Origin of the sequence: [Ruminococcus] torques ATCC 27756, from assembly GCF_000153925.1 — a bacterium.
Classification (GTDB): domain Bacteria; phylum Bacillota; class Clostridia; order Lachnospirales; family Lachnospiraceae; genus Mediterraneibacter; species Mediterraneibacter torques.
Genome location: NZ_DS264345.1, coordinates 16,994 through 43,643, shown reverse-complemented (window position 1 = coordinate 43,643; position 26,650 = coordinate 16,994). Strand labels below are relative to the sequence as shown.

Sequence of the window (26,650 nt, the reverse complement as noted above, 5' to 3'; positions counted from 1 at the left end):
TTGCCAAAGACATTGTATTATATGAGTAATATTATATTTTGTATAATATAGTTTGTCAATACAATATTATCCGGAAAAACCATTGATCGCCGCCCTGTAAATCGTCTGTTCAGCTCCGCTTATACCCGGTCAACCCAATATCGAATTGCAGATTCGAGAAACTTTGCACATCCATTCACTTCTTTATCATAATACATTTTAAACCTCTCGTCGCTGATATAGAGATTGCCGATTGCCGCATGCGCCTCTTTCGTATACTGTTTCCATGTCTTTCCAAGCCATTCTTTATGAAGTGCGACGATCCGCCTGCCGCATTCATCCTCCGGGTTTGCTCCGCCTCTTACCGCATCCTGTAATTGTATGCGGATTTCTTCACCCAGATTTTGAAATCTCTCGTATTCCTCCTCTGTCATATCTAAAACTTTCCTGTTTGCGGCATCCATCTCTTCATCGCCATATTTTTCGCGGATTTCCGCCCCGTGTTTTTCTTCATTTTCCCGAACTACTCTTTCTTTAAACGCCTGAAATTTTTCCTGATCACTCATATCATATTCTCCTTTCATTGAACGTATCGTCTGTTCCACTGTTTGGATCAGAGCTTCCATATGGTTTCTCTTTTCCTCAAGTTCCAAAAGGTGTTCCCGCAAAGCCGCCATAATGTCAAAGTCTTTCTGATAGATGATCTTCTTGATCTGCTTTAGTTCCATTCCCCGTTCCTTGTAAAACAGAATCTGCTGCAGGATCTCCAGTTCCCGCTCTCCATAGTACCGATATCCGGCTTCACTTGTCTTTGATGGTTTCAGCAATCCGATCTGATCATAATAACGAAGTGTGCGCGCACTCACTCCTGTTAGTTCCGATACTTCTTTAATGCCGCACTTCACCGTTTTCACCTCCTGTTAAAATACCCTAAGCCGATATTTTCTTTCTTTTCTATCAGCTTAGGGCAAGTATATTACTTGACGTTACGTCAAAGTCAAGAGCATCTGACATATTTTTTCGTAACAGTTCATCCATACAGATGTACAGGAAGCACAAAACATGCTTGCATATTTTTGCAAGCGGACATCTGTATGTGCTTAGCGCCTTTTTATGAGTAAAACAGTGGCGGCAGCCACAATAAGCACGCAGTGCGGTTTTACGAATGGCGCGGGCTGAACTGTTACATTGTTCTTTAATAATTCAAAAGCACATATCCGGCTATCACACAATGGATCACAAAAAATATCGGTACGCTGATGACAAATTTTGCTTTCTTTGTTTTATGCCTGAACATCATCATTCCTGCTAAAGCTCCAACCGAACCGCCTGCAAACGCCGCAAGCAGAAGAACTTTTTCGGGAATCCGCCATCTTCCCGATTTTGCTTTCCACTTATCTATACCGTACATCAGCCATACCCCAACATTTAATGCGAGCAAACAATACATCAAAATCTTCATACGATGATCTCCTCTTTTAAAGTAAACGAATAAATAATCTTCTCTTTTACAGTTTTTCCCGTAAGCTGAGACAGGGCATGTGCATAATATTCAAGCTGCGCATGATATTTTTCCACAAGTTCTTTTCTGCTTTTCACCTGATCCGTCTTATAATCAAGCACGACAAGTCCGTCTTCTTCTTCAAAATAAACGTCGATAATCCCCTGCACTAATATCTTTTCCCCGGACAGATCTCCCTGATAGATCTCCGATGCATTCACGCTGATCACAAAAGGCTGCTCTTTATAAAGTTTTCTGTTCCTTGCCGCCTGTAACATCCGCACTCCGCTCTTAGTCCGAAGAAACCGCATCATATCTTCTGTCTCAATACATTCTGCCATTTCCCTCGATAAACGTCCATCTTCCGCAAGCCTTTCCACCTCTGCTTCCAGATCATCTGCTTCGTATTCTTTTGCAAAATCAAGCAGTTCTAAAAACTTGTGATATGCGCTTCCCCGTGAAGCGCCGGAAAGAGTTTCTTCCTCTTTTATAAAACGGGGAAGAAGAGGAACCGTCTGTGGTTCTTTATACATTTCCTCTCCCGCTTCTTCTTGCAGCGCCTTTCTTTTTTTCAGCTCCGATACGGTAAACTTCATTTTCATACCGCCTTCCGAATAATACGGATAAACGTAATCTGCCTGTTCATCCAGACATTTTCGTATTTCCGGATCATACACTTTTGTCACATCCCAGTGTTTCAATACGTCAAGCGCCAACTGTTCTGACTTCACCTGTAAAATATCTGCTCCTATGTCATTTCCTGTATACTGAAAAATGCAGACAGGCGCATCTTCTAACGCCGCCTCCTCCTCTTCAGACCAAAGAGCCGGTATGATCCAGTCGAAATATGATTTTGCACCTGCCGTGATAACTCCGTCTTTGCCGGAGCGCATAATGAAACGATCCGGCAAAACCCCTGTCATGATCAGTTTTTCCTTTGCTCTTGTCAACGCTACATACAGAATGCGCATCTCCTCTGCCCACATTTCATACATTGCCTCTTCCCGAATCAGCTTTTTCAAAAATGTAGGCGCTTTTGTCCTCCGTTTCAGATCGATCTTATCAATCCCAATGCCCCATTCAGGATGAAGGATCATGCTGCTTTTCGTATCCTGTGTATTAAATTGTTTTCCCATACCTGCCGCAAAAACAACCGGAAATTCCAAACCTTTACTCTTATGAATACTCATGATCCTTACCGTATCCGCCTGTTCATCCATGATCCCGGCTTCTCCGTAATCAACGTCATATTTTTTCAGTTGTTCGATATACCGCACAAAATGAAACAATCCTTTGTAGCTTGTTCCTTCAAACGCCTTTGCTTTTTCCACCAGCATCTCTACGTTTGCGGCTCTTTGCACTCCGCCTTCCATCGCCGAAATGTATATACCGAAACCTGTTTCTTCTATAATCTCCGTCAACAGATCATGAATCGGAGTATACGACACTTTTTTTCTGAAATGATCCACCTGACTGAAAAATCTCATCAGACGATCTTTCAAGACCGGATCCTGTGCTTCTTCCGACGCGTACATCCGCGCGCTTTCATGAAACGGTACGTCGGGATATGCGACTCTGATCTTTGCCATATCTTCTGTCAGAAGATTTCCCAAAGGCGACGCCAGAACCGCCGCAAGCGGGAGATCCTGCCTTCCGTTATCGAGTATTTTAAGATAGTCAAGCAATACGCTCACTTCATAAGTTTCAAAATACCCTTCCCTGCTTACAGAATATGCGGGAATCCCTTCTTCTGCAAGGACTGCCGAAAAATCTTCTGCCCATCCTTTCACACTTCTTGTCAAAATCACAATATCTTTATACTGCACCGGACGATATTCCCCTGTTTTTTTATCCGACACAACCCCGCCGCGCATCAAACTTTTAATTCTGCGCGCGATCATCCTCGCTTCTGACCGACGTACGTTTTCCGCTTCTTTATCGCGGTCTTTTAAGATCAAAAGCTCCGTCTTGAAAAGATCTGTGTTTCTTTCACATTCTGACGATATGTATCGTTTTGCCTCAATTTCTTCTGTTTTCGGAAACTTCGCCCCAAGATAAAGCGCCGCGCTGTCATCATATTCGATTCCGCCCATTTCTTTTTTCATAATACGTCGGAAGATATAATTGACACTGTCCAGAACTTCTCCTCTGCTTCTGAAGTTTTTATGCAGATCGATCCTCTGTCTGTCACTGTCTTCTAAACTGTATGTGTTATATTTTTGCATAAACAGTTCAGGTCTTGAAAGACGGAAGCTGTAAATGCTCTGCTTTACATCGCCTACCATAAAAATATTATTTTTTCCTTCTGCCTGTCCCGATACGCTTGTCAGGATCGTCTCCTGTACAAAATTACTGTCCTGATATTCGTCGATCATAATTTCTTCAAACTGTTTTGCATATTCTCCGGCTACGGCAGACGGAACAAGTTCTCCGTTTTTTTCTTCAGTCAGTATATCAAGCGCAAACCGTTCCATATCGTTAAAATCTATCATATTTCTGCCGCGCTTCTTTTCCGCAAACTTTTCTGCGAACAGCTTTACCAAAGATACGAGCGTTTTCACAGACTCTCCCGCCGAAACCATGTCCTCTTTCCATACGCTTTCCGGCGCGTAAAAATAAGTTTCCTTCACCCCGGCAATCGCCTTTTTTGCCTGTTCTCTCAACGCCTTTACGGACTCTCTTTTTTCAGCCGATACACTGTCATCTTTTTTTCTCGAAAGCGTTTTCCATACAAACCGATCAGCCGCGTCATACATTTCTGCAAAATCACTGCATTTTCTTATCTTCTCTATTCCACGAAGATCCTCTTCCAGCATATCCGCATACATATACGGTCCATCCGGCTCCTCACATATTTTCAATCCTCTGCGGATCAGTTTTTCCGGTTCTTCGATCCGAATAAGAACGTGTTCTTTTGCCCGCCGTATCATCGCTTCCGCCGCCTCTTCTTCTGTATATACCGCAGCACAACGGTCAAGCCACTGTTCCGGTCTTGGATAACTGCCGGAATATTCGTATAATTTTAAAATGATCCCTTCGATCTTCCGGTCATTTTTCCCTGTTCCAAACCGCTCTGTAAAGGAAAGGAACTCTTCCTCTCCTTTGGAATAACACTCTTCAAGCAATTCATCGAGAACGTCTTGTTTTAAAAGTTTTAATTCTCCGTCTTCTCCGATCCGAAATCCCGGATCAAGATCGATCACATGAAAATGTTCCCTTATCACAGACAGACAAAAACTGTGTATCGTCGTGATCGGCGCACTGTGAACTAACGTAGCCTGCCTCTCCAGATGTACGTTTCCCGGATTTTCTTCCAGCTTTTTCTCGATCGCTTCTCTGATCCTGTCCTTCATCTCTGCTGCCGCCGCTTCTGTAAATGTCACAATCAAAAGTCTGTCCACATCGACAGGACTTTGCTCATCTGTGATCTTTTGAATAATACGTTCTACGAGAACGGCTGTCTTTCCCGATCCTGCCGCCGCAGATACAAGAATATTACGATTTCGCAGATCTATGACCTTTTGCTGCTGTTTTGTCCATTTCACGCCCATTCTTATCCTTCCCTGCCTTTCCCGCTTTGCTCGTTTTCCGAAGCGTCCCGGCTGACATTTTCTTCCAAAGCCTCCCGCATCTTTTTCACCGCATCGTCTGAAGAATATCTCTCCAGCCTGCGGTAACTACATCCTTCAAGACGCGGATCGAACCCACATATATCTCTGTACGGACAGTAATCACATCCTGTAGTTTCTCCCATCTCATACGGAGAGGCGGAAACTTCTCCGTCATACATTCGGTCTTTGACCGACTCTTCTTTTCGTTTCGCAAAAGAAAGTACTAGCCGAAACAGTTCTTCCGGAAGCGCGTGAGACGTTTTACTCAATGAACCGTCTTTATTTCTTCCTATTGGAAAAAGGAGCGAATTCCCCGAAAGTTCTTTCTCCAAATGCGAAATCACCATATCATCCCCGTTAACTAGCCCATCCTGCTTTAATTCTTTTAAAATACTTCTCTCCACGGCATCCTGAGTTTTTTCTTCCGAAACGATCGGATCTTGTATCCGATAATAAAATATTCCTGCCGGGACGATCGTTTTATGAGGATGTTTTCTTTGCTCTACATCCAAAGCCGCGTTCAGATATACCGGAAGCTGCATTTGCAGACCATGATACAACGCCGTAATATCAAAACTTTTCATTCCCGTTTTATAATCTGTCACTTTGACATAAACACAGTCATTGTCAAAACATGTATCGATTCGGTCAATCTTCCCGCTTCCGAACTGCATCTCGTACCCGCTTGGAAGAAAGTCTCCTTTTTCTATCTGCTTTGTCAGCGCCCACACAGAAGTTCGGATAAGACGTTTGATCCGAGTGATCATATATTCATTTCGCGCCGAACTGAAAAGAACTGTATTCCCATAATCTATTACGCTTTCTTCCACACTCTCATCGATCATCTCGTCACGAAGAGCTTCCGGTATTTCCTGCCATTTCATTTTCTGCGCATCCGCCTTTTTGGAAAACGTCTCCAAAGACTTGTGCGCGATATTTCCGAGATCAAGCGCCTCAAACCCATATTCTTCCCGGTCTGAAAGCCGCAGTCCGTAACTTAAAAAATGAGCATATGCACAAGACGCAAATTTTTCCAGTCTTGTCACACTGACGCGATTTCGATCACTATAAAGTTCTTTTGTCAGTTCCGGTGCAAGCCTCGTATCTGTTTTATGCAGAAAACCTGCATTCAAAATACTTTCGATCTCTTTTTTATTTCTTCCGTCTTTTTGAAACCATGTATACAACTCTTTCCACTCATTATCCAGCCCGAGACGGCGGCTGCAAATTCCTTTTGCCACTTTCTCGATCCCCCCTCTTCGGGTGATCTCTCTGTCGCTAAGCTTTCTGTTTTCTTCATCGACAACGGACAGATTCGGAAACAGCCTGCGAAGCTCCTGTATCAAATACGCCGGACGCAGAGATTTTCCCTCCCCCGACACCTTTGACCATGACAGGCTTAGAAGTTCCGTCGGTTTTGTCAGCGCCGTATATAAATAAAATTTCTGTATATAGATTTTTTCCTTCGGTCCGGGCGACAACGAGATATCTTTCTCTTTGAATTTTTCTCTGTCCCGCTCAGACAAAATGCCGCCCGTTCCCGCATTGCCCGGCAAAAGCACATCGTTCGCTCCGACAAAAAACAAGGCGCGGATATCTTTCATTCTTGTACGCTCTACGTCTCCGATCACAACCTGGTCAATGCTCGGAGGAATCACTCCCACTTTCGCCTCTTCAAATCCGGCGTCAAGAAGCTCGCAGTATTCTTTCAGCGTAATCGGCTCGTCGCCTAACAGTTCCGAAAACTTGTCAAACAACTCCATGACGATCCGGTAGATCTGCTCATATTCTTTTGCAAGTGTAAGTTCTCCCTGTTCTGCGAAAAATTTCTGCTGTTGTTCCAATTTCTCCTGAAGATGCTCTCCTGCGATAAATTCATATACCGCAAGCGTAATGTCAAGCACCGTCTTTTTTTTCTGTCTTGAAACGAACATAAGCGGATCGATCTTTTCGACAAATTTCACGCGCAGATGATTTAACTTTTCCACTTCTTCCTCATCCGCCTCTTTCGTTTTCCTCGCCCATGCCTGCTGCCATTTTTTATATCCCTTTATCCCCAGCGCAAGACAGTAGTTTTCCAATCGGTCGATCTCATCTTCCGTAAATTCACAATATCCGGATCTTAAATAACGAAATACGCTTTCATAAGTAAAATTTTCCTGTATCATCCCCAGAAGGCTGCGGACATACTCTACAAAAGAATTCAGAAGAATACTTTTCTTATGATCCATAAACACAGGTATGTCAAAAGAAGCACATGCTTTTTCCAACACATCCGCATACACATTCATATCTGACGCGATCACGGCAATGTCTCTGTATCGGTATCCTTTTGTCCTCACTAACCGCCTGATACTTTCTGCTACATACTTTGCCTCTTTTCCCGGAGAGCGCACTTCATGCAGCGATACAGACTCACAGCTTCCGTTATATTTTGCGCCTGAATACCGGAATAGTTCCGTTTCCAAAAACGCCATTTCCGAACAATCCCGAAAACGATACACCGGCCTTTCAAACAAACATATCGGTTCTTCAATCTCTGTTTTTTTCTCACCCGCAATCTTCATAAGAGATGTGACCATCTGTTTGCCGAGCGCAAAAATCTGATACGGATGTTCATATACATACGGATTTTCTCTTCCGTCCATCGTCACTGTGATCATCACTTTTTCGCACACTGAAAAAAGCTCACCGATCAAACGGTTTTGTACAGGCGTAAAACCTGTAAACCCGTCCATCGCCACCACGCTTCCTTTTAAAATATCGGAATACGGAACAGCGTCGCTGAGCACATCGAGCATTTCTTCTTTTGTAATGTATTTTTCACTTAAATACTCTTCAAATTTTTCATATATAGTTCGGATATCATCCAGTTTATAATGCAGATAACTTTCAGGCGGCACTTCTTTCATAAAATCATCCAAACGTTCAAAGTCTACGCCATACTGCGCAAATTCCGAAAGAACAGACTTCACTTCGCTTATATAACCTTGTTTTTTCAGGTTTCCCTTAAAGACCTTCAGATCTTTTTCACACTCGCCCGCAATTTTGCGCAAAACAAGATTTTTTCCTTCATCATCAAGCACAACACGGGCATCCTGACCCACCTCTTCAAAAACGCGGTACGCCAGACGCCCGAAACTTAACACATCAATATTCATGATCCCGCCTTTTGGATGCGCAAGACAGAGATCTTTTTGTGTCTGCATCGTAAACTGCTCGGGAACGATGACAAGATAATTCTTGTCAGGATTTTCAATCGCTTCCCGAACAACCGTATCATATAAACAGTAAGATTTTCCGCTTCCGGAATTTCCCATAATAAATTGTAATGACATAAACCGCCTCCTGCCACAGGTCTTCCAACATATTTTTCTTGATTATACTACCCGTGCACATTCCTGACAAGAAGCCGGTTTATCTGTCCTTTACTATGTTTTGTTATTTTACCAGATCTGCAAGCGCTCCCTTCGGAACAGCGCCGACCTGTTTTCCTGTCATCTCTCCGTTTTTAAACGCGATAAATGTCGGGATGCTCATAACACCGTAGCGCTGCGCTACTTCCATCTCTTCGTCAATATTGATCTTACATACTTTTACATCGTCCAATTCTCCGGAAATCTCTTCTACTACCGGTCCCATCATCTTACACGGTCCGCACCAGTCAGCGTAGAAATCTACCAATACCGGGCGATCTGCCTGAAGAACTTCCTGATCAAAATTTGCCGTTGTTAATTTTACTACTGCCATTTTTCTTTCTCCTTTTCCCGACCTTATTCGGTCTGTTTTTATTGATTCGATTTTTGTTTTCTTTCATTGAGTATGGCTTTATATTATACCGGATGAATTTTCTTTTCAGTGACAAAATCACAATTAACATCTATGTGCCGTTTTGCCGTTTCAAGATTAGATTTTTCTCAGTCCTGCCTCGTTAAGTATTTCCACTTTCCCGCGGGTCAGTTTCACAAGTCCGTCAGCCTGAAACTGCTTCAGTATCCTTGTCACTACTTCCCTCGCTGTCCCCGCATCCCGCGCCAATGCCTCGTGCGTAATCGCCAGACTGTCTGAGCGCTCCATCACTTTATGGTCGAGCAGAGCCGATGCGATACGAGATGCTACATTTGAAAAAACGAACTGATTAAACAGCCACATGATGTCAGAAAACTTTTCCGATATCATCTCCATCGTATAGTCTTTCACAATTCCGCTCTCATCATACAGTTTGCGATACACACACTTTGGAATCGTATAAAGTTCACAGTCTGTTTCCATCTCCATATCAAGCTCCACATCCATACCGTTAAGCATACACGCCGCGCTCAGAATACTGACATCTCCTTCCAGCAAACGGAATAATGTAATATCTCCGCCGCCCGGTGATGTAATAAATACCCGCACTCTTCCTTTTCCGATGATCTGGACTCCGGCGCATTCTCCGCCGCCGAAATGGAGCTGCGTTTTCTTTTGGCATTCTGTTTTTACCATATTGTTCCTGATTTCTTCTTTCTGTTTATCTGTCAGACTTTCCCAAAAAGGAAGCGCCTGTTCTAAAATTTCATTCATTTCCACTTTTCACCTTCCGTCTTGCTGCCTCTTATTATAAAAGAATCTTCCTGAAATATAAAGTGTAAAATCTCTCCGCCCGCTCCGCCTGAATTTCTTCTTCGCCGTTTTCCCCTGCAATTTTATCCAAAACGCAGAATATGTCAAAAAAAACCGTCATAATATTAATAAATATTAATATTACTGTAGAAATATTGACGAATATTGCATAAATACAAATTTTTCTTCTTCCTTTTATCACGCCAAAGTGGTATAATGTTATAGACTTTACTACAAAGTCTTTAATTTTACAGAAAGGAAAAGGAATGAACATCATGGAAAAGAAAAATGAGTTCAAACCGTATATTCCGGCAGATAAAATCGTTCCGGAGTTTACGGTAACTTCAATCGTGATTGGTATTATCCTTGCAGTCGTTTTCGGAGCCGCAAACGCATACCTCGGACTGATCGTCGGTATGACAGTATCAGCTTCCATTCCGGCAGCAGTTATCTCTATGGGTATCATCCGTGTGATTCTTCGTAAGGATTCCATTCTCGAAAACAATCTTGTGCAGACAATCGGTTCCGCCGGAGAGTCTGTAGCGGCAGGTGCTATCTTCACTCTGCCTGCATTATTTATCTGGGCTGAGGAGGGAAAAATCGCTTTCCCAAGTATGATGACGATCTTTCTCGTTGCACTTTTCGGAGGTGTCCTCGGAATTTGCTTCATGGTGCCGCTTCGTCAGGCATTGATCGTTGAAGAACACGGCACACTTCCGTTCCCGGAAGGAACAGCCTGCGCAGAAGTTCTTCTTGCAGGAGAAGAGGGAGGCGCAAAAGCAGGTACTGTATTCGCAGGACTCGGTATCGCAGCAGCTTACAAATTCATCGCAGACGGATTCAAATTATTCCCAAGCGAAATCGGTTATGCTTTCAAAAGCTATGCAGGATCTCAGATCGGTATTCAGGTTCTTCCTGCTCTTGCAGGTGTCGGCTTCATCTGTGGACCGAAGATTTCAAGCTACATGCTTGCAGGAGGTACTCTGAGCTGGTTCGTACTTATGCCGGCAATCGCTTTGTTCGGCGCTGACGCTACGATCTTCCCAGGCACAGCTCCGATCTCTGAATTGCTTGCAGCCAACGGACCGTCTGCTCTTTGGAGCAACTACATCAAATACATCGGAGCCGGAGCTGTTGCTACCGGCGGTATGATCAGCCTGATCAAGAGCTTCCCGCTGATCGTCCGTACATTTAAACAGGCTATGTCCAGTATGTCCAAAAAACGTTCCAACACAACGCTCGTTCGTACACAGCAGGATCTTCCTATGCCGATCCTTCTTGTAGTTCTTCTTGTGATCGTTGTTGCAATCTGGCTCATCCCGGCATTCCCTGTAAGTCCGCTCGGATCACTTATCATCGTAATCTTCGGTTTCTTCTTTGCAACCGTTTCTTCTCGTATGGTAGGTCTGATCGGTTCTTCTAACAACCCTGTTTCCGGTATGGCGATCGCAACATTGATCATCGCTACACTGGCTTTAAAAGCAACAGGTACAACAGGTACAAAAGGTATGGTCGGAGCAATCGCTATCGGCGGTATCATCTGTGTAATCGCAGCAATCGCCGAAGATACGTCTCAGGACCTTAAAACCGGATTTATCGTAGGAGCTACACCGAAGAAACAGCAGATCGGTGAATTGATCGGTGTCATTGTTTCAGCGGCAGCTATCGGCGGAGTTCTCTACCTTCTGAACGAAGCTTGGTCTTACGGTTCAAAAGAACTTCCGGCAGCTCAGGCTACAATGATGAAAATGCTCGTTGAAGGTATCATGAACGCAGAACTTCCGTGGGGACTCATCCTTATCGGTGTGTTTATCGCAATCGTAGTCGAGATCATAAAAGTTCCGGTAATGCCGTTCGCAGTCGGTATGTATCTCCCGTTCAGCTTAAGCGCAGGTATCATGGCCGGTGGAGCTGTTCGTTTCCTTGTTGAAAAGATCAAAGGTACGGACGAAGAAAAGAAAGCCCGCACAGACAAAGGCGTGCTCTTCACATCAGGACTTATCGCAGGAGAAGGTATCACCGGTATCCTGCTTGCAGGATTTGCAGTTGCGAAACTTGACGTAGCTTTAAAATTCTCACTTCCGCAAGTTGGAAGTCTGATTATCTTCATCGCTCTTCTCGGCGGATTGTTCGCACTCTGCATGAAAGCGAAACCTGCTAAAAAATAAAACCGTACATTCAGTTCAACGTATAAACAAAGTACATACATGATCTGATTGTTCACCGGAGGCAGTCTGCTGCTTGCAGGCTGCCTCTTTTTATGATATTATTCTGTAATGATATTGTAGAGAGGATCTTCATTAAGATGAGTAAAAAAAGTAAAAAAAACGAAAAAAACTATCTTGATTTTATTCCTGTAAAAAATCCGGATATAGAATATGAAACAGATGAAAACGGAATCGTCACCGTCTTTATCGAATGGAAAGGCTTCTATCACAAAATTGCCCAGAAAATATTCCGCCGCCCGAGAGTCAGCGATATTAAAATGGATAAGTACGGAAGTTTCGTATGGCATGCGATAGACGATGAAAAAGACGTACATCAGCTTTCCAAAGAAATGGAATCTGAATTTCCGAAAATGGAAAAATCATTATCCCGTTTAATTAAATTTCTTGAGATCATGAAAGACAACAACCTGATCTACTGGAAAGGAGAGGAGAAAAAATAATGTTAAAATACATTCCCTACGTCCTTATGTTTGCCGTTGCCACAATGATCATTTACGGATGGGGTCTTTGGCGCACAATGCACCAGAAACAGGATCTCTCCAACATGCTCTGTTCAAAAGGAATCTCCAAAGTCAAAAAAGCGCTCAAAAAAAATAAGTCGCTGACAAAAAAAGAACTGGAACCCTTTGTAAAAGATCTGACCGCAAAACAGCCGTTCAACAGCGAGCGAATCGGAGTGACCGATCCAAATGCTTTCCTTGATTCGATTCTCCCGTATATGCTGAAACAAAAAATGATAAAAGAAATAAGAGAAGACAAAAAAGTTGTCTATCAGTTAAACAAATAACTGATAGACAACTTTTTCTTATCGCATGCTCCACACAGCGATCATTTTCCATTCATCGGATCAAGAATGATAATACAGTTCGATCGGATCGATCGGATCAAACGGATGCTCTTCTTCCATTTTTTTATTTCTGCCATGTCTTTTCACTAATTCTCCGCTCTTATTATAAACCCAGAAGGAATATACCAAAAGCTTGTTGATCTTTCCGATCTTTTCCTTCGTAGTCTTATTATAAAGCACTCCTCCCGCTTTAAACGGAGTTTTCTTATGGATCAGCGAAATCAGTTCCGTCTCACATGTAACAGGTTCCGGAAGGATCGTATATCCCCGTCCGACACAGTCCGGCTTATGTGAATCACTTCCGCCAGTCATAACTTTTCCATATTTTTTCGCCAGTTTTTCCGCACCTGAATTCGACGAAACGGGCTCACAGCTATTAAATGCCTCTACAAAATCAAAACGCTTTACAATCTCCGGAGATAAGTAATACCGCCGCGCATTCGTAAAACTCATATACTTCTCACCGCATGGATGAGCAGGACCTAGGACTCCGCCGTTTCGATGCACAAGGTCGATTAAAAGCGCCAGCGGCATCCCCCGCATCTCAAGCAGACGCATCTTCACCCCTTCCGGCATAATAACAAGGATATGCCCGGCATCCCTTGTGTCATACTCAATCCCTTTCAATACAACAAAATCCGTATGCTTCTTTCCTTTTATATTTTCTTTCCAATATCGGTATCCGTTGTATGTGTCATGATCGGTAATGACCATCCCTTGAAAACCATGCTTTTTTAAAATCGTAATATACTCTTCCACTCCAACCTTGCTGTCGATCGAGCCTTCTTTCACGTGGCAATGCATATCTATTTTCATACACAAGCCCCCTTTTCCGGTGTAATCACCTGATATTTTTTATCCCTATCATTCATGAAATTATTATACATCATCCGAACAGTTGATTACAACTGTTATACACCGACATTTCACATTTCAGAAGACAACGGTAGTTGATAAAATCCAAAACACCCGGTCACTCACTCCTGTATCGCTGCAACCCCTCCGAAAAGACATGCCGTACATACAGACATATAAACGACTGCCGGAATCTCTGTTCTCCCAAATGCAAACAACACCGCCAGAAATATTGTCAAAAATAAACAGATCACTATAAAAATTTCTCTTGCTGTCTTTCTTTTTCTCTTCATAATAAAAACACACCTTTCCAAAATATCATCTTTTCCAAAAAGTTTTCCAAAAAGTTTTCTAAAAAAATCTTATCAGAAAAGGTGTGCCATAAACCCGACTCATTACGCAATATACAGCAATACATAGCAATATACATACCTCTGCCAAGTTTTATGCTTTCGCTATTTTACCGAATATATTTCCGCACAACTGAAAGTGGATGCCAATCAACTCATCTTGATCAACATCCACTTTCAATGTGATATTACTATCATTCTTTTTTTACCTCTCTTTTCTATCTTCTTTTTGATAGATCAACTTACGTTCCCGGTGGTCCGTACCTCCTATTCTTAGATTTCCATCGAACTTCAGTTTCCGATGGATTTTTCAAATACAGATTTTACTTCTCTCATAACTTTCTCGTCATTATGATCTTTCTCTGTATCTTTCCATCCGATCCCTGATCACGATATCCGATGGATGAATAAAACATTTACTAAAATTCTTTCAAAACAAAATATTTTTTATTTAGTTTTGATTGATTATTTAGTTTGTTTTATTTGTTGATTTAATAATATCACTCTATTATGTGTTTGTCAATATTATTTCTAATATTTTTTCATTTTATTTTAAATTATCTGTTATTTTATATCCTCATTGTGAATAATCTGAAATACAGACAGCAAACGAGCAGCAAAAAGAAAAGCTCAATGAATTTTCTCCATGAAAAAATCTGTCAGTAACATAATCAAAAAAGTCACAGTTGACTTCTCCCCTTCTCCCCATTAAAATAAAACATAAATGTCAATACATCAAAAGAGGAGTGGTTATATATGGAACATTTAAAAATACCGGAGGGATATTCTTCTCCGCTTACAATCCGTGAAACAGAAGTCGCTATCAAAGAAGTTAAGGATCATTTCGAGCGCGCGCTTGCAAAATCTCTTCATTTGACGCGTGTATCTGCCCCGTTGTTTGTTCTTCCGCAGTCCGGTATGAACGACAATCTAAACGGAATTGAACGTCCGGTATCATTCGGAATCAAAGAGCAGGACGATGCCTGCGCGGAAATCGTTCATTCCCTCGCAAAATGGAAGCGATATGCCTTAAAAAAATACGGTTTTCATTCCGGCGAAGGTCTTTACACTGACATGACTGCAATCCGTCGTGACGAAGATACCGATAACATCCACTCCCTTTATGTCGATCAGTGGGATTGGGAAAAGATTATTTCCAAAGAAGAACGGAATATGGAAACACTGGAATACACAGTCAGAAAGGTATACAGTGCATTAAAAGATACCGAGGACTACATATCAAGAAGGTACAACTATATCGAACCTCTTCTTCCTGATGATATTTTCTTCATCACTTCACAGGAACTGGAAGACATGTTCCCTGACTGCACTCCAAAAGAACGAGAACTGCGTATTGCAAAAGCAAAAGGCGCCGTATTCATCTCACAGATCGGAAAAGTGCTCGCTTCAGGCGAAAAGCACGACGGACGTGCGCCGGACTATGACGACTGGGAGTTAAACGGCGATATCATCGTTTATTATCCGGTTCTTGACATCGCTCTCGAGCTTTCTTCTATGGGCATCCGTGTCGATGAAGAATCATTAAAATCTCAATTAAAAACCGCAGGATGCGAAGACCGCGCTAAACTGCCTTTCCAGAAATCTCTTCTTGACGGAGAACTCCCTTATACTGTAGGCGGCGGGATCGGCCAGTCACGTATCTGTATGTATTATTTAAGAAAAGCTCACATCGGAGAAGTCCATTCTTCTATGTGGCCGGAATCAATCGTCGAAACCGCTTCCGAAAACGGAATCCATTTATTATAAAATGCACAAAACTGCCGCACTGAACTTAACTAAAAATCAGTTCAATGCGGCAGTTCTCTTTTATTCAGACATCATGGTTTCTTCATAGAAGAAATCCGTTTTCTTCTAAAGTCCATGTGTCGTCTTTACTTTCACGTGTAAACATCCAACTATAACCTTCATATGAAGTTCCCGGAGTGAACACGCCCGGTTCGGCATCCTCCTCAACATAAAAATCCATATCTATGATCAGTGTCTCTAATCCCTTGTCTTCATATTTTTGAAGGAGCGGAGCATATCCCGCATCATTTTCATGAAGAGAAGTTACATGGCAGTCCGGCATTTCCTTTATGAGGTTTTCTTCGATTATTTTAACTGCGCGGTCGATAGCCGGATCATTTTCAGGCAGATCTATAACAGCATCCGCCAATATTTTTTCCGAAGCCTTTTCTTCTTTTATAAAAGAAAAATAAGCCGATAAAACTAAATACGAGCAATATAGAAATCAAAGGAATCAATCGTTTTTTATTCATATCTCAAAATCTCCTTAGACAAAATCTTTTCAGACTCTTTTATCTGTTGCCGTCACCATATTCCCAAACCATACCGAGCTCATCCATATACCGGTTACTGAATGACCGTTTTTCTTACTACGCCGACTGCCTGCATGTGCTGTGCTTTATGGCGATCTTCCACAACTGTTTTCGGATATCGGATGCAGCCGTTATTTTCATATGGATCATTAAAATAATAACTATCTTCGTCATAACCGACAAGCAACATACAATGTTCGTTGGAGATCCACGTAAACGTCTCTCCTGTATCTAAGAGTTTCCACTGCGGACCTACGATCGGATCACGCATATTGATACACGCCCAATAAATAACCGGCATCCCCTGATCGATATATTTTTCAACCAGTTCATCAGTTGTCATCCCGGTCTCGTCCGTCACGGTATATTCAGCGCCTATTATTTTCTCAAGGGCTTCCCGGATCACCGGAGCATAGCATCCAAACGACTCGTCATCGTACGGACTTCCACAAAAATACCGATGCGGATCAGGACCGTAAACCTGCCCGTCTCTTTCTTCAAAAGACTTCTTTTCCAAATATTTTTCTATGAATTCGTCAACCGTTATATCAATGCCCAGAAACCGAAGAAGCATTACCGTCGATACACTTTCGCATCCCGTCGGGTACAGCTTGCTCTGATCGATATACGGAACATCAATACATACTTTTTTCTGCTCACCCGGCATGTTTCTTTACCTGCTTTCTCTCCAAGAACATCCGCATTCCCATAAGAACACCGATCAGAAGGATCAGACTGATTCCAAGTACGATCCACCACACCCGTATGATTCCCGCAAGAATATAGCCGACAAAACTTACCGTGGCGACAACTGCCGCATACTGCATCTGAGTAGACACATGGTTGATATGATTGCTCTGCGCTCCGGCAGACGACATAACAGTTGTGTCGGAAATCGGCGAAATGTGATCTCCGCAAACCGCTCCGGCAAGAACAGCCGATACAGAAATCGTCATCATCGTCAGGTTATCCGCTCCTGCAAAAAGAGCTGTCGCTATCGGAACGAGAATTGCAAATGTTCCCCACGACGTTCCTGTAGAAAATGACAGAAAGATCGCTACTACAAACAAAATCGCCGGAATGAAGATACTTGCCGAAGCGTTATCTCCTACAATTCCCCCGACAAATTCAGCCAGTCCGAGAGCATCTCCCATCCCTTTCAAAGACCATGCAAAAATAAGGATCGTAACAGCCGGAACCATTAATTTAAAGCCTTCTGCGAGACTGTCCATAAATCCTTTAAACGTTACGACTTTTCTCGGAAGATACAAAATCAACATAAAAAATACTGTAACGAGTGTCGCAAAGATCAAGCTTGTCTCTGCATCGCATCCCGAAAAAGCTGTAATAAGATTTGTCGCTCCGCCCTGGAATCCTGTATAGATCATTGCTCCAACCGCAGATACGATCAAAACCGCTACCGGAAGTACAAGGTCGATCACCTTACCGTTCGGATTGATCTCATCTTCCGCAACCTGATCGAATTCTTCTCCTCCTGTCGTAAACAGATCTCCTTTCGCCGCGTTTCTCTCATGCTTTTTCATCAGTCCGAAGTCAAACGCCGTCACCGTAATGAAAATAACCATCGTCAGTGTTAAAAGCGCATACAAGTTATACGGGATCGTATTCATAAAAAGCTGAAATCCGCTGATCCCCGCATCTTCCGGCACGTAAGAATTTACCGCAGCCGCCCAACTGGAGATCGGCGCGATAATACAGACAGGAGCCGCTGTCGAATCGATGATATACGCAAGTTTCGCTCTTGACACTTTATACCTGTCTGTTACCGGTCTCATTACCGATCCGACAGTCAGACAGTTAAAATAATCGTCTACAAAAATAAGCATACCAAGACCTGTCGTCGCCAAAAGGGCGCTCTTTTTCGACTTGATCTTCGTTCCCGCCCATCTTCCATAGGCTGCGGAACCTCCTGACTTTGCCATAAGAACAATGATCATTCCAAGCAAAACGTCAAAAATCAAAATATTCAGATTCATACTGTTTTTCATAATGTCAAAAAAATTGACAAATGACTCCCACGGATTAAATCCGCTGTAAAGCATTGCACCTACCGCCACGCCGATAAAAAGAGAACTGTACACCTCTTTTGTTATAAATGCGAGCACGATTGCAAGCAGCGGCGGGACAAGCGCCCACCATGTTCCGATAAACATTGATCCGTCCATACTTCACTCTCCATCTCTCTTAATCCTTTTTCTTTTCGTATCCCCGTCCTTTTCATGACGGTTTCTCTACGATTATACCATACTTTCTTTTATATCAAAAGCATTTATCGAAGAGAATAATGCTGATATAATAGCTAATAACATCACCATTATCAAAACTCGTCTCACATATACAAAAACTTCTATCAAAATGTGATGACAAAGGAGGTACTATCATGTCAAAATATATCATGGCTATGGATGCCGGAACGACAAGCAACCGATGCATCCTTTTCAATAAAAAGGGGCAAGTGTGCAGCGTCGCCCAAAGAGAATTCACCCAATATTTTCCTCATCCCGGATGGGTAGAGCACGATGCCGACGAAATATGGGCCTGTCAGCTCGGAGTTGCCGTAGAAGCAATGAACAAGATCGGTGCATCGGCAGAAGATATCGCGGCGATCGGTATTACAAACCAAAGAGAAACCGCTATCGTATGGGACCGAAAAACAGGAGAACCGGTCTATAACGCCATCGTCTGGCAATGCCGCCGCACTTCCGAATACTGCGATTCTTTGAAAGAAAAAGGTCTTACGGAAAAATTTCGTCAAAAAACGGGTCTTGTAATCGACGCTTATTTTTCCGCCACAAAGATCAAATGGATACTGGACAATGTCCCCGGAGCCAGAGAACGTGCAGAACGTCAGGAACTTCTTTTCGGCACAGTGGAGACATGGCTCATCTGGAAAATGACAAAAGGACGGGCACATGTAACGGATTACTCCAATGCTTCCCGTACGATGCTGTTTAACATCAACACCCTTTCCTGGGACGACGAGATCCTGTCCGAACTTGACATTCCGAAAAGTATGCTTCCTCAGCCAAAACCGTCAAGCTGTATCTACGGAAAGACCGATCCCGCATTTTTCGGCGGAGAGATTCCTATCGCGGGAGCTGCCGGCGATCAGCAGGCCGCCCTTTTCGGTCAGACTTGTTTTCAGGCCGGAGAAGCCAAAAACACTTACGGAACGGGCTGCTTTTTATTAATGAATACAGGCGAAAAACCTGTATTTTCCGAAAACGGACTTGTGACAACGATTGCCTGGGGATTGGACGGAAAGGTGACTTATGCGCTTGAAGGCTCTATTTTCGTAGCAGGAGCCGCCATACAATGGCTCAGAGATGAAATGCGCCTTATAGATTCAGCCGAAGATTCGGAATATATGGCGTCAAAAGTAGAAGATACGAACGGATGTTACGTCGTTCCTGCTTTCACAGGTCTTGGCGCTCCTCACTGGGATCAGTATGCACGGGGAACGATCGTAGGTATCACCCGCGGAGTAAACAAATATCACATCATCCGCGCCACTCTTGAATCGATCGCTTATCAGGTAAACGACGTGCTGGAGGCGATGAAAGCCGATTCCGGCATTGCGCTTTCTTCACTCAATGTAGACGGAGGTGCAAGCGCGAATAATTTTCTCATGCAGGTACAGGCAGATATTATAAACGCCCCTGTCAATCGTCCTTCTTTTGTAGAGACGACCGCCATGGGCGCTGCTTATCTTGCCGGACTTGCTTCCGGTTATTGGAAAAGCAAAGAAGAAATCGCAAATAACCGCTCAACCGATAAAATCTTCCTTCCTTCTGTCTGTGAAGAACTTCGGCTTAGCCGCATCAAAGGATGGAATAAAGCTGTAAAATATTCCTACGGATGGGCGAAAAACAACGATTCCGAAAAATCATTTTAAAAAACCGATGCCGAAAATCAATTCAGGAAATTTTCAATGATGACAGCTTCCGCTTCTTCCTCGCTCATACCGAACGTGCGAAGCTTCACAAGCTGTTCATCATTGATTCTGCCGATTGCCGCTTCATGAACGATCTGCGCATCTACATGTTTTGCATTGATCTCCGGAATAGAGCTTATCTCTGCCTGATCCATAATAATCGAATCACACTGCACATGTGCATGACACCGGTTATTGCCGATCGCTCTCGGATGAAAGACTTGTTTTGAATTTCCTTTCCCGACCGATCTGGAAACAATTCTTGCCGAGCTGTTTGTTCCGTTTAACTCAATGTCCATATTGGAAACTGCCGACTGTTCTTCATCTGTCATCAGCTTTTCTGTCACAAACAGTTTCGCGTTGTCCGCCAGCTCAATATAATTTTCTCTCTCCGTACAGTCTACGCCGCTGATCTGCGTTGTCTCAAGCGTAAATACTGAATTCTCTCCGACATAGATCTTTGTCACCGGATTGAGCGTTTTCTTACCCGAGCCGTTTCCCTGAGCATAATGATTTTCTATATATTTCACATTCGCATTTTTACCTACATGAAATGCATGGATTCCGTCATGACGGGTTTCCGAACACCCTTCCCCGTGGATTCCGCATCCTGCGATAATCGTTACATCTGCTCCGTCTTCTATATAGAAATCATTGTATACAATATCCACACCTTCTTCAGTCATTACTACAGGAATGTGAACCTGCTCTTCTTTTGCTTCACCGCTTATATAAATATCGATTCCCTGTCTGTCCTCTTTCGGAACAATCTTAATATGACGGCTGTCCCCATGACAAACCGCCAAACCGTTCAGTCTGAGGTTATATGCCCCTTCCTTTTTAAATCCATAAGAATCGATCACATCAAGCACTTGCTGTGTCACAACAGCGTCTTTGTCATTTCCTTCAAAATCAGCGCTCATAAAGTTCGCCTCCTTTTTGTATTCTGCATCCGCATGATTCCGGTTTCTTCCCGAACAAGATCGGAACGATCTCATCCGCCGTGCCGACCGCTTCTACTTTTCCGTCTCCGATAACCATGATCCTGTCCGCCATGCGTATAATACGCTCTTGATGTGAGATCAAGATCAGACTCTGCTTCTTTTCTTTGTGAATCTGTTCAAACCGCTTGATCAACATCGAAAAACTCCACAGGTCAATCCCTGCTTCCGGTTCATCAAATACACATATCTTATGATCTTTTGCCAGAACTGTCGCAATTTCAATCCTCTTCATCTCTCCGCCCGAAAGCGTCGCGTCAGCTTCTCTGTTAATATATTCTTTCGCGCAAAGACCGACACTGCTTAACAACTCACAGCATGTCGTATCATCTAATTCTCTGCCTGCCGCAAGAGAAAGCAGCCTTTTTACTGTCATCCCCTTAAAGCGCGGCGGCTGCTGAAATGCAAACCCCATTCCTGCCTGCGCTCTCTTATCGATCGTATACGATGTAATATCCTGCCCGTCCAGTATGATCTTACCGCCTGTCGCCTCATTGATCCCCATAAGAAGTTTCGCAAGCGTCGATTTACCTCCCCCGTTAGGACCTGTAATGACAAGCATCTCCCCGTCTTCCACCGTAAAACTTACATCTGTTAATATCTCTGATTGTCTTCCTTCTTCTGTTATATTGTACGATAAATGTTCTGCCTGTAACATTCCGGAAATTCACTTCCTTTTTCTTTTTTATTTCTCTTTTTATTTTTCTTCTTTATTTCTCTTTTTATTTTTTCTTCTGCTCTGCGCAGAAAAAATTATATTTTACGCAGAAAATTGATGAATAGATAAAAGTTTCTCCCTTTTTCGTCATTTTGAAAAATATCCGAACTTTTCTCTATACTTGTCTGCATAAAAACTGCCCCGCCTCCAGATAAAAGTAAATTCTCGCACTATATGAAAATCTTCCAATGGAATTTTGACCAATGCTTCGCTTTCCAACTCTTCCCATATGGCAGTTTCATATAAAAATGTAATACCGCATTTTAATTTTGTCAACTCTTTGATCGTATGCATACTTCCAATCTCTACCGTCTGCCGAAAATTACCGATGCTCAGATTACAGGACTCCAAATACCTCTCCAGCACTTCGCGCGTACCCGATCCGTCCTCTCTGATCAAAATACGTTCTCCGAAAAGATCTTCTATCCGTTTTGGTTTCTTTTTAAACGGATAATCAGGGCTGCACACCGCTATATACGGCTCTTCTGAATATTTCTGAAAATCATATTCATTCTTCTTGAAAAAACCTTCTACCAAAGCAAAGTCGATCTCGCCTTCATCCAGTTTCTTCAAAAGTTCCCGTGTATTTTCTACGATCATATGTATGTGCGCGTTCGGATACATTTCAAGATAATTAAAAATCATTTTCCCGCCCAGCACATCTCCCACTGTCCTCGTTGCTCCGAAACGAAGTTCTTCTGATTCGCCCGCTCTTTTCATCTCATCTTGCATTGCAGTTTCATCATGCATCATCGTCAATGACGCGTTTTTCAAAATCTCTCCCGCTTCGGTCAGCTCCAGCTTTTTCCCCTCATAGCGGAACAGCTTCGTATTATAATGCTTTTCCAGAAAACGGATATGCTGTGATACCGCAGGCTGAGTGATATTCAGTTTTTCCGCTGCCCGTGTGAAATTCATATACCGGCATACCGCCAGAAACGTTTCCATTCTAAAATCAAGCATACTCTTTCCCCGTTATATTTCTCAACAGTTCAGCCATACAGTGTACGTGAAGCAGAAAACATGCCTGCATGTTTTTGCGAGCGGACATCTGTATGCGGTGAGCGCCCGTTTATGAGTAAAACAGTGGCAGCAGCCACGATAAGCACGCAGTGTGGTTTTACGAATGGCGCAGACTGAACTGTTACTTTCTCTTTCCTCATTATATCATTTTTATATTTTATAAGCAGCGGGCGGTGTTTTCACCGAACACCCGCCCGAGCTCTATAAGAATTACTCCCTGCGTTTAATTATAACATAAATTTATTATTATATAAATATTAATAATTTTATTTTATATATTTTCCTTAAATGAAAAACTAAATTCCACCATCATGCTGAATTTAGTCTTACTCTCTTCTTCTATATCCTATATTATTTTAGTACCTTCTATCCGCAGTAGAAAAGAGGTACTTATGTGTAAATCTATCCCTGGAAATCAAAAGCATATGACAATGGATCAGCGTATTATAATTGAAAAAAGGTTGGATCAAGGAAACTCCCTCCATAGCATTGCGCTACAGTTAGGAAAAGATCCAACCACTATCTCCAAAGAAATTAAAAAGCACCGCACTATTCAGGAACATAGCCACTTCAATGAATCAAAAAATAAATGTGCTCTAATAAAAGACTGCAAAAAAAAGAATATCTGTGAAATCTATGCTCCGATATGCAAAAGAATGTGTAAACTCTGCAACCACTGTAATTCCCATTGCGATGATTTCATTCCTCGCAGTTATCATTGTTCCAAACTAGATAAAGCTCCCTTTGTATGCAATGCTTGCAGTAAAAAAAGCGGATGCCGTTTGGATAAGGCTTATTATAGAGCCACGATTGCTCACAGGGAATATCGAACCGTTCTGATTGAATCGCGAACTGGTATCAACATTTCTCCTGAAGATTTGATAAGGCTGGATGAACTGGTTTCCCCACTGATTATGCAGGGGCAGTCCCCTTACATGATCCTACAGAATCATCCGGAGATCCCTTACTCAGAAAAAACGCTTTACAATTACATTGAATCCGGAGCTTTGAGTGTTAAAAATATCGATCTGCCTAAAAAAGTAAAATATAAGCTCCGTTCTTCCGGCTCTTCTGAATTAGTTGATAAAACAATCTATGAAGGTCGTACTTACAAAGACTTTCAGGCATTTTTAAAAGAGTTCCCGGATACAAGAGTTACTGAAATGGATACCGTTCTCGGCTGTGAAGGTTCCCACAAGGTGTTACTCACTTTCCACTTTTCCGAATGTTCTTTTATGATGGCGTATCTTCTTGACAGCAAAGAATCCGATCATATAAAAAATGTATTTGACTCCATTGAGCATGCGATTGGAACCTTTTCTTTTGCCTCTGCTTTTTCGCTGATTTTAACGGACAGAGGCGGTGAATTTCAGATTCCGGATGCATTGGAATGTGGTGAAGACAACCTGATTCGGACAAGTATTTATTATTGTGATCCGATGTGTTCCTGGCAAAAGCCGCATTGTGAAAAGAACCATGAATATATCCGAAAAATATGCCCGAAAGGAACATCCTTTGACGATTACTCGCAAAAAGAGATCAATCTGATGATGAGCCATATCAACAGTACTCCAAGACAAAGCCTTGGTGGATTGTCGCCTATGGCTCTTGCAAAAATCATGCTCCCACATGAACTTTTAAATTTTTTTGCTCTCACTGAAATACCGGCAGATGAGATCGTATTAACGCCTGCATTATTGAAAAAATAAAACCAGATAATAAAACAAATCTGCGGATAAAGGCTCCATATCACACATACCAGACAAGTGGAATTTAGTCTTACAGAGCAGATTCCAGTTGTCTCATTAGCATACATTTTTATTGCAGAAAAGCATTTATTATCTGGTTAAATTCCACTTTAAAGGATTTGACACAATTCGTCAAACCCTAAAATATCGAATTTAGTCTTCTGTATGGAATTTACTTTTACATATGGAATTTACTTATTCACTCAACCTTTTATATATTTTTTATGATATTGTATTTCCGGAAACAGGAATAACAACACATCATTTTGCAAAGGAGATTTTATTATGAACTTTTTAAAAAAGAACGGCGCCGGTCTTCTGCTATGTCTCGCCATCTCCATTCCGGCATGGTTTCTCGGAAAATCATTTCCCGTCATAGGAGGACCTGTCTTTGCCATTCTAATCGGCATGGTTTTGACACTGATATTAAAAGAAAAAGAACCGTTTACCGCAGGAATTAACTATACCTCCAAAAAAATACTGCAGGCCGCTGTTATTTTTCTTGGATTCGGAATGAATTTATCTCAAATACTTGCAGGCGGAAAGCAGTCTTTGCCGATCATAATTTCCACGATCACAACATCGCTTATCATTGCATTTATTTTATATAAAGCTCTGAAACTAAAGACAAACAATGCAATTTTAGTCGGCGTGGGATCGTCCATATGCGGAGGAAGCGCGATCGCCGCAACCGCGCCTGTCATCGACGCGACGGACGAAGAGGTTGCTCAGTCGATCTCTGTTATCTTTTTATTCAACGTGCTGGCCGCACTGATCTTTCCTACGTTGGGCGCTGTCCTCGGACTAAGCAATGAAGGTTTCGGATTATTTGCCGGAACTGCCATTAACGACACATCATCCGTAACCGCGGCTGCCGCCGCCTGGGACGGAATCCACGCAAGTCATACTCTGGAAACTGCAACGATCGTAAAAATGACCCGTACGCTTGCTATTATCCCGATCACATTAGCCCTAGCTTTTTATCGGGAAAAAAAGGAGAAAAAAGAAGAAGGCTCTTCTTTTAGCTTCAAGAAGTCCTTCCCGTTCTTTGTGCTTTTTTTCATCCTTGCATCTGTCGTAACAACAATATTCCACCTTCCTGCCGCAGTCACAGGTCCTCTTAAGGAACTGAGCAAATTTTTGATCGTCATGGCTATGGCGGCGATCGGGCTGAATACAAATATCGTTCACCTTGTAAAAACAGGCGCGAAACCAATCTTCACAGGTTTTTGCTGCTGGGTCGGCATATCGCTTGTAAGTCTTGGAATGCAGCATATGATGGGACTTTGGTAAAGAATTTAATTGTCCGTTTTCCCCAAAAATGGTATACTGTCTATAAATATCTGAGAACCGAAACCACATCGTTTTTAACAGGAAAACTGCCGGAGATGATCAGGCAAAATATAATGAGGCAGAAACATGAAATTAAAAAACATTTTACTTGTTGTAAAAGATATCGAAAAATCAAAACAATTTTATCATGATTTATTTGGTTTAGACATGATACTTGACAATGACGGAAATATCATTTTAACGGAAGGTCTTGTCCTTCAAGATGAAAAGATATGGAGAGACTTTTTGAAAAAAGAGATCTTTCCGAAAAGCAATTCTTGCGAACTGTATTTTGAAGAGAAAAATATAGAAAAATTTATCGAAAAGCTGGAAAAATTATACCCGTCAATCCAATATGTCAATCGGCTCATGACACATAGCTGGGGACAAAAGGTAATCCGTTTTTATGATTTGGACGGTAATTTGATCGAAGTAGGAACTCCTGTCTAACAGCACAGAGTCTTTTTTCAGAAAAGATGATATACCGTTTTCAAAAAACAGTCTGTAACGCATGAAAAAATCCTACTCTCAAATTTTGTCGTAGTAGAAAGGAGCTGTCAT

Annotated in this window: 22 protein-coding genes; 8 read left to right on the top strand and 14 right to left on the bottom strand. The window is 42.4% G+C overall.

From position 1 onward, the window contains the following. Positions 1-119 precede the first annotated feature (119 nt). The 6 genes from RUMTOR_RS01410 to RUMTOR_RS01385 form a co-directional block, all read right to left on the bottom strand. Positions 120-884, bottom strand: a complete 765-nt coding sequence (locus RUMTOR_RS01410; RefSeq protein ID WP_009243355.1) for a MerR family transcriptional regulator — start codon at positions 882-884, stop codon at positions 120-122. Positions 885-1,174: 290 nt separating this feature from the next. Further along, positions 1,175-1,441 carry a DUF1294 domain-containing protein gene (locus RUMTOR_RS01405; protein WP_004845231.1) on the bottom strand — a complete coding sequence of 89 codons (267 nt, stop codon included), beginning with the start codon at positions 1,439-1,441 and terminating at the stop codon, positions 1,175-1,177. Next, positions 1,438-5,031 carry a helicase-exonuclease AddAB subunit AddA gene (addA, locus tag RUMTOR_RS01400; protein WP_004845230.1) on the bottom strand — a complete coding sequence of 1,198 codons (3,594 nt, stop codon included), beginning with the start codon at positions 5,029-5,031 and terminating at the stop codon, positions 1,438-1,440. The genes RUMTOR_RS01405 and addA overlap by 4 nt, the downstream gene beginning before the upstream one ends. Before the next feature lie 2 nt (positions 5,032-5,033). Further along, positions 5,034-8,429, bottom strand: a complete 3,396-nt coding sequence (locus RUMTOR_RS01395) for a PD-(D/E)XK nuclease family protein (RefSeq protein WP_004845229.1) — start codon at positions 8,427-8,429, stop codon at positions 5,034-5,036. Positions 8,430-8,532: 103 nt separating this feature from the next. Next, positions 8,533-8,841 (bottom strand): thioredoxin, encoded by a 309-nt coding sequence (trxA, locus tag RUMTOR_RS01390; protein ID WP_004845228.1) that lies wholly within the window; start codon positions 8,839-8,841, stop codon positions 8,533-8,535. Between the two features lie 156 nt (positions 8,842-8,997). Then, positions 8,998-9,654, bottom strand: a complete 657-nt coding sequence (locus tag RUMTOR_RS01385; protein ID WP_004845227.1) for a Crp/Fnr family transcriptional regulator — start codon at positions 9,652-9,654, stop codon at positions 8,998-9,000. A 314-nt stretch (positions 9,655-9,968) separates the two neighbouring features. Here RUMTOR_RS01385 and RUMTOR_RS01375 point away from each other — a divergent pair, with 314 nt between their 5' ends. The 3 genes from RUMTOR_RS01375 to RUMTOR_RS01365 all read left to right on the top strand — a co-directional run bounded on the left by RUMTOR_RS01375 (position 9,969) and on the right by RUMTOR_RS01365 (position 12,708). Further along, on the top strand, positions 9,969-11,861 hold the full coding sequence (locus tag RUMTOR_RS01375) for an OPT family oligopeptide transporter (RefSeq protein WP_330359996.1): 1,893 nt from the start codon (positions 9,969-9,971) through the stop codon (positions 11,859-11,861). A gap of 137 nt (positions 11,862-11,998) precedes the next feature. Further along, positions 11,999-12,361 carry a PqqD family protein gene (locus RUMTOR_RS01370; protein WP_022003258.1) on the top strand — a complete coding sequence of 121 codons (363 nt, stop codon included), beginning with the start codon at positions 11,999-12,001 and terminating at the stop codon, positions 12,359-12,361. Continuing rightward, positions 12,361-12,708: a hypothetical protein gene (locus tag RUMTOR_RS01365; RefSeq protein WP_004845223.1), complete on the top strand. Its 348-nt coding sequence runs from the start codon at positions 12,361-12,363 to the stop codon at positions 12,706-12,708. Before RUMTOR_RS01370 ends, RUMTOR_RS01365 begins: the two co-directional genes overlap by 1 nt. Positions 12,709-12,768: 60 nt before the next feature. Here the strand turns inward: RUMTOR_RS01365 and RUMTOR_RS01360 are convergent, their stop codons facing one another. Further along, the gene (locus RUMTOR_RS01360; protein WP_004845222.1) at positions 12,769-13,584 is read right to left on the bottom strand and encodes a PHP-associated domain-containing protein; all 816 of its coding nucleotides are present in this window, start codon (positions 13,582-13,584) and stop codon (positions 12,769-12,771) included. 161 nt (positions 13,585-13,745) lie between these two features. Next, on the bottom strand, positions 13,746-13,916 hold the full coding sequence (locus RUMTOR_RS13080) for a hypothetical protein (protein ID WP_009243362.1): 171 nt from the start codon (positions 13,914-13,916) through the stop codon (positions 13,746-13,748). A gap of 813 nt (positions 13,917-14,729) precedes the next feature. Here RUMTOR_RS13080 and asnA point away from each other — a divergent pair. Continuing rightward, the gene (gene asnA, locus RUMTOR_RS01355; protein ID WP_004845220.1) at positions 14,730-15,740 is read left to right on the top strand and encodes an aspartate--ammonia ligase; all 1,011 of its coding nucleotides are present in this window, start codon (positions 14,730-14,732) and stop codon (positions 15,738-15,740) included. Between the two features lie 82 nt (positions 15,741-15,822). Here the strand turns inward: asnA and RUMTOR_RS01350 are convergent, their stop codons facing one another. From RUMTOR_RS01350 to RUMTOR_RS01340, 3 genes are all read right to left on the bottom strand, one after another. Further along, entirely contained in the window at positions 15,823-16,149 is a 327-nt protein-coding gene (locus RUMTOR_RS01350; RefSeq protein WP_009243363.1) for a hypothetical protein, read from the bottom strand. Positions 16,150-16,346: 197 nt separating this feature from the next. Next, positions 16,347-16,979 carry a C39 family peptidase gene (locus tag RUMTOR_RS01345; RefSeq protein ID WP_004845217.1) on the bottom strand — a complete coding sequence of 211 codons (633 nt, stop codon included), beginning with the start codon at positions 16,977-16,979 and terminating at the stop codon, positions 16,347-16,349. Continuing rightward, positions 16,969-18,498 (bottom strand): Na+/H+ antiporter NhaC family protein, encoded by a 1,530-nt coding sequence (locus tag RUMTOR_RS01340; protein WP_004845216.1) that lies wholly within the window; start codon positions 18,496-18,498, stop codon positions 16,969-16,971. Before RUMTOR_RS01340 ends, RUMTOR_RS01345 begins: the two co-directional genes overlap by 11 nt. Positions 18,499-18,713: 215 nt before the next feature. On the opposite strand from RUMTOR_RS01340, the gene glpK reads away from it, so the two are divergent. Next, positions 18,714-20,228, top strand: coding sequence for a glycerol kinase GlpK (glpK, locus tag RUMTOR_RS01335; protein WP_004845215.1), 1,515 nt, complete (start codon positions 18,714-18,716; stop codon positions 20,226-20,228). Between the two features lie 17 nt (positions 20,229-20,245). Here the strand turns inward: glpK and RUMTOR_RS01330 are convergent, their stop codons facing one another. The 3 genes from RUMTOR_RS01330 to RUMTOR_RS01320 all read right to left on the bottom strand — a co-directional run bounded on the left by RUMTOR_RS01330 (position 20,246) and on the right by RUMTOR_RS01320 (position 22,949). Continuing rightward, positions 20,246-21,190, bottom strand: coding sequence for a SufB/SufD family protein (locus RUMTOR_RS01330; protein WP_004845214.1), 945 nt, complete (start codon positions 21,188-21,190; stop codon positions 20,246-20,248). Further along, positions 21,180-21,926, bottom strand: coding sequence for an ABC transporter ATP-binding protein (locus RUMTOR_RS01325; protein ID WP_004845213.1), 747 nt, complete (start codon positions 21,924-21,926; stop codon positions 21,180-21,182). The genes RUMTOR_RS01330 and RUMTOR_RS01325 overlap by 11 nt, the downstream gene beginning before the upstream one ends. A gap of 147 nt (positions 21,927-22,073) precedes the next feature. Beyond that, entirely contained in the window at positions 22,074-22,949 is an 876-nt protein-coding gene (locus tag RUMTOR_RS01320) for a LysR family transcriptional regulator (RefSeq protein WP_004845212.1), read from the bottom strand. A 371-nt stretch (positions 22,950-23,320) separates the two neighbouring features. On the opposite strand from RUMTOR_RS01320, the gene RUMTOR_RS01315 reads away from it, so the two are divergent. The 3 genes from RUMTOR_RS01315 (at position 23,321) to RUMTOR_RS01305 (ending at position 26,539) form a co-directional block, all read left to right on the top strand. After that, on the top strand, positions 23,321-24,718 hold the full coding sequence (locus RUMTOR_RS01315) for an IS30 family transposase (RefSeq protein ID WP_242647671.1): 1,398 nt from the start codon (positions 23,321-23,323) through the stop codon (positions 24,716-24,718). 324 nt (positions 24,719-25,042) lie between these two features. Continuing rightward, entirely contained in the window at positions 25,043-26,050 is a 1,008-nt protein-coding gene (locus tag RUMTOR_RS01310; RefSeq protein WP_004845208.1) for a YeiH family protein, read from the top strand. Between the two features lie 126 nt (positions 26,051-26,176). Next, the gene (locus RUMTOR_RS01305; RefSeq protein WP_004845207.1) at positions 26,177-26,539 is read left to right on the top strand and encodes a VOC family protein; all 363 of its coding nucleotides are present in this window, start codon (positions 26,177-26,179) and stop codon (positions 26,537-26,539) included. Positions 26,540-26,650: the final 111 nt, after the last annotated feature.